The organism is Photobacterium lucens (assembly GCF_009873615.1).
GTDB lineage: Bacteria > Pseudomonadota > Gammaproteobacteria > Enterobacterales > Vibrionaceae > Photobacterium > Photobacterium lucens.
In genome coordinates, this window is the sequence record NZ_SSMG01000236.1 from 1 (window position 1) to 7,138 (window position 7,138).

Below are 7,138 nucleotides of genomic sequence, written 5' to 3' on the forward strand. Positions count from 1 at the left end.
AATCCCTACCAACAAAAGTTGGTAGGGATTATCACGCAATCTTAGGATCGTTCAAGTACCTTAAACGATCGGCATTAAGCTAAATAGCTGGGCTTTCTTATATTACTAATATCACGATTTAGGCATACGTCGTATTTGCCAAAAGTGTCGTTTCCAATAAGGATTATCTAATCGTGAAATCATCACCCCTTTTGACTGAGAGGCGTGCAAGAATTCTGAATTACCTAAATAAATACCGACGTGACGGGTATTGCGACCGGTACGGAAAAAGACCAAGTCTCCTTCTTTAGCATTATTACGAGAAACTTTTCGCCCCTCTTTTACAAGCTCTAACGTTGTTCGTGGTAACATCATTTGATATACCTTCGAATAGCCTACTTGTACAAACGCCGAACAATCAATCCCTTTCTTTGTTGTACCCCCTAAGCGGTACGGTGTGCCCTTCCACGTGTGGTAAACACCATCAAACATACCTGTATCAATGGATGAATTCTTTTTTAATTTCTCAGGAATATCATCTTTTAACATGCTATTGCTGAACGCGATTTCCTTACCTACAGTCTTTGTTTCTGCAGATTTAGCGTTAGATGCCGTTTCATCATTTACAGAGTTAGTCGAAGAACACCCCACCATTGACATCAATGCCAATGCGACTAATGCATATTTATTGTATTTAAATCCGTTCTTCAAAATTTACCCTGCAATACTAACTTTTATATAATTGAATTAATTATGTCCTAAAATAATACCAATAATAGGGACGAAGTGCACATTATCAGAATAAATTTGACGTCTAAGAGACAATACAGTTCACACTATTTTAAAATTAAACACCAAACCTGAAAAATATAACGACAAATATATGAGTACAATTACATTTATTTATTATAAAAATGCATATCAAGACCAATTAGCACAACTCTATTACAATGCAGTAACTGAACTCGCGCCCCCTTTTTATAACTCAGATCAGATTGATATGTGGGCAAATTATCCAATGCAAAATTCCGCTGCATTTTCAGAGTTATTGCTACAAGGTAATGTGCTTATCGCCATAGATGGCAATAATAAAGCTGTTGGCTTTGGTCAACTTCACCCAAATAATTACCTTTCTTTGCTTTATATTTCACCGCAACATTCTCGCCAAGGCATTGGCACAGCTATTTATAAAAAACTAGAGAAAATCGCAATAAATAGCCATCAAAGTACGATTAGTGTCACTGCAAGTAAGTTGTCTAAGCCATTATTTGAACAACTTGGATTTGAGCTTATCGATACAGAAATTGCACTGCGTAACAATATTGAATTTGAACGCTACAATATGGTCAAGTTGCTTCATTAACTAATGATAAAAAAAAGGCTTACAATCAACGTAAGCCCGAAATTCCATACAACAGAAGAGATACACTACACTATAAAATGTAATGTTATCTGCTCTCGATTTTTACCCTATTTTGACCCAATATCCAGTAATTTACTTATCTATAAATACATATGCGATTTTCTTCACGTACAAACTGAAAATGTAATTGTTAAAACTATTAACAAATAATCAACTCTTTTCCATAGCGTATTTTAATTACAAATTAATAGCTTAAAGGCATATATCTTTACTTGCTAATATTACAATGTTGTCACAGTTAGCATTTCAGCTAGGTTTGAGCTAACCTGTTGTAAGTTTAAAATAAATGGCATAAGGAGTTTATGTGCTGTCTTTTATACGGATTTTAATTGCCACTCTATTTATTATACTGACCACCCTGTGCGCGCTTATTTATTGCCTAATAAATCGACCACGAGCCCCTAAGCACGTTTACACTTTTTGTCGCTGGTTTAACCAACTGCAAAAAATTGCAGGTGTTAAAGTGGAGCAACGCGGTTTAGAACAATGCCAAGGCATTCCTAACGCGGTTTATATCTCCAACCACCAAAGTGTTTTCGATTTCGTTACTACGCCCGGTATGCTACGTCCAAGAACCGTTTCTTTAGGTAAAAAGAGTCTGGTTTGGATCCCTTTCTTTGGTCAGCTCTATTGGATCACTGGTAATATTTTAATTGATAGAGAAAACAAATCTAAAGCCCGTAATACCATTCAACAAGTCGCGGATGCCATTCATAGGCGTAACTTATCTGTTTGGGTTTATCCTGAAGGCACACGCAGTAAAGGGCGTGGATTACTGCCATTTAAGACAGGAGCTTTTAGAATGGCAATTGAAGCTGGCGTGCCCATTATTCCCGTTGTTATCAGCACAACGCACAATAAGATTGATTTAAACAAATGGGATAACGGAACGGTAATTGCGGAAATGTTAGCACCGATTCAAACAACTGGTATGAAAGCTGTACAAGCAAGAGAATTGGCTGAACAATGCCATCAATTAATGGCAGATAAAATCGCGCAATTAGATAACGAACTAACTGAACGTAAAAATACGGTTGATATGGATAACAGCCATCACAACGAAGCTTAAAAAACATCGCCCCTCACATCGTTTGCTGTATATGCAAAAAATAATGAGGGGCGATTTTTTAGAACTTTACTGGCTTAGATGTAAAGCTTAGCAACGTCGCTAGGCTCTAGCTCAACACCTTCAAGATCTTGGTTCCAGTTAAGACCAACAAGAACACCATCTTCAGCTAAAGTGATCATCCAGTCTTCTAAGAAGATATCTAAAGGCAGTTCGCTTGGTTGGAACTCAGCCCACTCATCAGCACATTGAGCTTTCGCATCTGCTTCATTTGACCAGAAAGGCATTACTTCAGAATCTTCAAATTCAGATGAAGCAACAGATAGCCAATCACCCTCTTCGTTGCGAAGGCTCCAAACAATACGTGTATTTTGTGTTTCTTCAACAAACATTAGCTTGTTAGCTTGGATATCTGACGTTAATTTAGTCATCATTTTCTCTCAATTATAAGCCCTAAAAGTGAGCCATAGCGGCCATTTGCACCACCACAACCTAATTTAGGAAGTTTAACAAAAAACCGAATAAACAGTGATTAAATATTGTTTATAATTTTATGCTATATAGAGATAGGTTGCTATTGACTTATCACCATTCAGTGCCAAAATAGCGCGATTATCGACTAGTTCTCTCTAACTTAGCCGACATGGCAAACTCTTGCCAACAAATTCTATTTCAAATATTTACATTTCACTTTAGGTAGATAAATGCAATCTCGTCGTGCTGGAAATATGCTGGCGGCGTTTTCTTTTGTGCTTTGGGGTATTCTCCCTCTGTACTATCAGTTCCTGCCACAAGCAAATACCAATGAACTATTAGCACTTAGAATTATTTTCTCAGTGCCCGTTATGTTATTGGTCATGTTATTACTAAAACGCCCGTTACCTACAATCAGCACGCTACTGGCAGATAAGAAATCACTGTTTATGTGCTTTATTGCTGGCTGCATTATGAGTGTGTCTTGGTATGCGTTTACGTGGGCTATCACCCATGGCGAAGTGTTAGCGGCAAGTCTGGGCTATTTCATCAACCCTTTATTTGCGATTGCATTAGGTCTGTTCTTTTTAAGCGAGAAACTCAGTAAAGCGCAAATTGCTGCCGTTGTTCTTGCCATTTTAGGTATTGGCTATCAGGTATGGCAATACGGTGAATTACCTTGGTTATCACTGATCATGGGTAGTTTCTTTGCCATTTATGGCTTAACAAAGAAATACATCAAGTATGATGCATTAACCTCTGTGACGATTGAAGCGGCAGTATTAACACCTTTTGCTGTCATCTACATGATCTGGTTATATCTATCAGGTGACAGTGTATCGTTAACGTCAGGCGCAACGACATTCTTACTTTATGTCGGTTCAGCACCTGTTACTGTTGCACCATTAATCTTCTTTGCACTAGCGTTAAACCGCACTAGCTTAACCATGGTTGGCTTAATGCAGTACATAGAGCCAAGCTTACAGTTCTTACTGGCGGTTTTCTTGTTTGGTGAAGTGTTTGATCAAACAAAAGCAGTAAGCTTTGGTTTAATTTGGTTTGGCTTGATCCTGTGTACCCTTGAAGCATTGCCGAGCCTGTTCCACAGAAAGAAGAAAATCGCACTTCCTCACTAATATATACATCATTAAACACCGTGCTTAGCGCGGTGTTTTTGTTTATCCTGCATTAAAACTCTCAACCAGTAACGCATTATGTCTAACAATTCAGACCTTCTACATTTAAAACAACAGCTACGCACCTTTGCAGAGCAGCGAAACTGGGATCAATTCCATACGCCTAAAAACCTTTCAATGGCACTGAGTGGCGAAGTGGCAGAAATCACTGAAATATTCCAATGGCTAACACCAGAGCAAAGCGAGAAGCTTTCGGTAGAAAAGAAACAACAACTAGAAGAAGAGATTGCAGATGTAATGATGTATCTCGTTAGGTTAGCTGATAAATGCGATATCGATATTTCAGATGCCTGCCAGCGAAAACTAGCCAAAAATAACGAAAAATACCCCGTTGATAAGTGCTATGGCTCAGCGAAAAAATATAACGAGTTATAAGATCAAAAAAGCTGGCGTTAAAAGCCAGCTTTTCTATCAGGTTTGGTTCAATTACTTTTGACCAACGCCACGGTTTTCTTTCTTCGCTAACGCAATTTTACCAAAACCTAGCTTACGGAAGTGGCTATCACGGAAATCACGTGCAGCTTTACTTGAGTTAGAAACCGCCTCTACTTGCTGTTCCATTTTTAAAAATGACGTTAAGTCGATACCTTCTGCCGCTGCAACCGCTTCATGGATATTACGGAATTGATCAAAAGAGAAAATGATCTCTTTCTCTTCTTTCTTGTAGGTATAGATAATTGTGCGTGACATAACGTCCCCAGTAGAGCATGAAAATGGACACGAAATTTACCGTATATCCCATCAATATGGAAGTATTAACACTTTATCTGGCCTGATTAATGTTTCTTTAAGCAAGTTAATCTTCAAACAAGCCTTAAGCACTATCCATAACAGCGGCCTGAATGCCCTTACTTTCATCTTGCTCTGAGCCAAAGTCTTTCAATAGATTCTGTGCGAAAATATCTTGTTGCGACATTGGACGATAATAGTAATAACCTTGGATATAACGCACACCGACTGAAGCGACAAATTCCACTTCTTTAAACTCTTCTACCCCTTCGACCACAATCTCAGCATTACTGATCTTACCAAGCTGTACAGCAAGGCTAAATAAGTCACGGCCACGTTGTGTATCTAAGTTTAAGACGAGTGTACGGTCAATTTTCACCTTATCGAAATCAAAACGTGATAAATACGCCAACGATGAGTAACCAGTACCAAAATCATCCAATGCAACCGCTATTCCCAAATCATGCAGTTGATCAATCACACGAGCGACATCAACTTCATTCTGCACCAGTAACTCTTCTGTAATTTCGATCTCAATTTGTGAAAACGACAAGGTACTTTCTTCAATGTGCGCTTTGATCTTTGATACAAAGTTTTTCGATAGCACCGTATCAGGTGAAATATTAATGGATAATTTTACGTTCTCATTCACCTGTGCAAAACGCTCTCCAGCTCGCAATGCTTTATCAAACACCCAAAAATCCAAATCAGGCATAAGTCCTAACTGATTAAATGCAGCAAGAAAGGTCGGCGGTAAAATTTTACCTTCGTTATCCTGATAACGGATGAGTGTTTCAAAGCTGATCACTTTATTTGTTTTTACATCAACCTGTGGCTGGAAATAGAGCAAAAATTCCCCTTCTGCCTGTAACCGCTCTATTTCTTTTTGCGCTTTTAGATTTTGATGCAATGACGGAATAAAGCTCGTTAATCGGGTTTTCACTTCAATTTCATCACTGGTGAATAAACGGTTTGAAAACACATCCGATACACCAATACCTAAATTGCGCTTATCCATCACTTTAAAGAATGGATAGTAAACAGCCACGCCAATCGCAATGATCACGATTTGTAAAACAGCTCCTGATATTGCCCCACCGGTTGCCATATAACCACTCAATATCGGTGGCATTAACCAACTTTGAATTTCGCTTAATGGCGGCACAATGCCGAAATACATGGCGCCATAAGCAACAACAAAGCCAATTGCAGGTGCCACAAGGAAAGGAATGATCATAATGGGGTTAAAAATAACTGGCACACCATACAATACAGGCTCATTAACGTTAAAAATGCACAAGATCAATGATGCTTTCGCCAACACTTTATAACCATCACTTTTGGCAAATAACAGCATACAAATCACCAGACTGAGCAAATTACCACTGCCGCCAATACCGGTGAAAAAGTCATAAAAGTTAGTACTGATGATATTGAGATCAACACCAAAGTTATGCCAAGCCGAAATGTTCATCATTGTGATATCGTACAATTCAGCTTTATACATATGTAAAACATTATGACCATTGATCCCTACCGACCAAAATAGTCCACGTAATACTTCATAAATAAAACCATCAACAAATGAGGTTGGATCTAACGATGGGATGATATTGAAAGGTAGCGATATTGTATTGTAAACCAGATACAAAGCGTGACTTGCTAAGATCACCGAGCCAATCGAAACCACCGCTCCTGCTAACATATTTACAGAGCTATCAATAACAGAATCTCGTTCACTGCCCCTAAAAATACGAAACTGTTTTAAGCGATAAATGAGATCACAAGTAATATAGGCCGTTAATAATGATAAAGGGAAACTGTTAGGCAACGGCATAATGGCGGAAATAAAGCCCCACTGATATGACACAACAAAATACACTGTCAGTGCACTGGCGATTGAGAGCCCTTTAGGTATCCGTTTGACTGAAGACAAATAGGTAACAAGATAGAAATTCAATAAGATTGGAAACATTAACCCAGTGGCTTCGCCCACATATCGAATGGTGCCACTCAGTGATTCATACTCATAATGATCTGTAAGCAGAGCAATCAGTTCACAGAATGTAGAAATCAACGCTAACGGCAGTGCCATAATGAAGACATTAGACACTGCCACTAGGTACTTATTTGATGAAAGCTGTGACATTACTCGGTATGCAGTCATAACTATTTCTTATCTTTAACATGATCGATACTGATAATTTATGCGCTGATAGTATTTATTTATAACACTTCTTTTCTACGTTAAAAAATTGTTCAGTATCTTTG

The 7,138-nt window shown here is 38.4% G+C and carries 8 protein-coding genes; 4 read left to right on the forward strand and 4 right to left on the reverse strand.

Going from position 1 to position 7,138, the window contains the following annotated elements; translation table 11 throughout:
- Positions 1 to 111: 111 nt before the first annotated feature.
- Positions 112 to 633, reverse strand: coding sequence for an NlpC/P60 family protein (locus E5A76_RS10360; protein WP_107166260.1), 522 nt, complete (start codon positions 631 to 633; stop codon positions 112 to 114).
- Positions 634 to 862: 229 nt separating this feature from the next.
- Between E5A76_RS10360 and E5A76_RS10365 the strand changes: the two genes are divergently transcribed.
- Together E5A76_RS10365 and E5A76_RS10370 are read left to right on the forward strand one after the other, a co-directional pair.
- Positions 863 to 1,342, forward strand: coding sequence for a GNAT family N-acetyltransferase (locus tag E5A76_RS10365; RefSeq protein WP_161118884.1), 480 nt, complete (start codon positions 863 to 865; stop codon positions 1,340 to 1,342).
- Between the two features lie 364 nt (positions 1,343 to 1,706).
- On the forward strand, positions 1,707 to 2,471 hold the full coding sequence (locus tag E5A76_RS10370; protein WP_161118885.1) for a 1-acylglycerol-3-phosphate O-acyltransferase: 765 nt from the start codon (positions 1,707 to 1,709) through the stop codon (positions 2,469 to 2,471).
- Positions 2,472 to 2,545: 74 nt separating this feature from the next.
- Here the strand turns inward: E5A76_RS10370 and E5A76_RS10375 are convergent, their stop codons facing one another.
- The gene (locus tag E5A76_RS10375; protein WP_053989312.1) at positions 2,546 to 2,899 is read right to left on the reverse strand and encodes a DUF2750 domain-containing protein; all 354 of its coding nucleotides are present in this window, start codon (positions 2,897 to 2,899) and stop codon (positions 2,546 to 2,548) included.
- Positions 2,900 to 3,172: 273 nt separating this feature from the next.
- Between E5A76_RS10375 and rarD the strand changes: the two genes are divergently transcribed.
- Positions 3,173 to 4,078 (forward strand): EamA family transporter RarD, encoded by a 906-nt coding sequence (gene rarD, locus E5A76_RS10380; protein ID WP_107166263.1) that lies wholly within the window; start codon positions 3,173 to 3,175, stop codon positions 4,076 to 4,078.
- Between the two features lie 78 nt (positions 4,079 to 4,156).
- Positions 4,157 to 4,513: a nucleotide pyrophosphohydrolase gene (locus E5A76_RS10385; protein ID WP_161118886.1), complete on the forward strand. Its 357-nt coding sequence runs from the start codon at positions 4,157 to 4,159 to the stop codon at positions 4,511 to 4,513.
- A gap of 51 nt (positions 4,514 to 4,564) precedes the next feature.
- On the opposite strand, the gene E5A76_RS10390 is transcribed toward E5A76_RS10385, so the two are convergent.
- Entirely contained in the window at positions 4,565 to 4,828 is a 264-nt protein-coding gene (locus E5A76_RS10390) for a DUF2960 domain-containing protein (protein WP_008989596.1), read from the reverse strand.
- 124 nt (positions 4,829 to 4,952) lie between these two features.
- On the reverse strand, positions 4,953 to 7,034 hold the full coding sequence (locus tag E5A76_RS10395) for an EAL domain-containing protein (RefSeq protein ID WP_161118887.1): 2,082 nt from the start codon (positions 7,032 to 7,034) through the stop codon (positions 4,953 to 4,955).
- Positions 7,035 to 7,138: the final 104 nt, after the last annotated feature.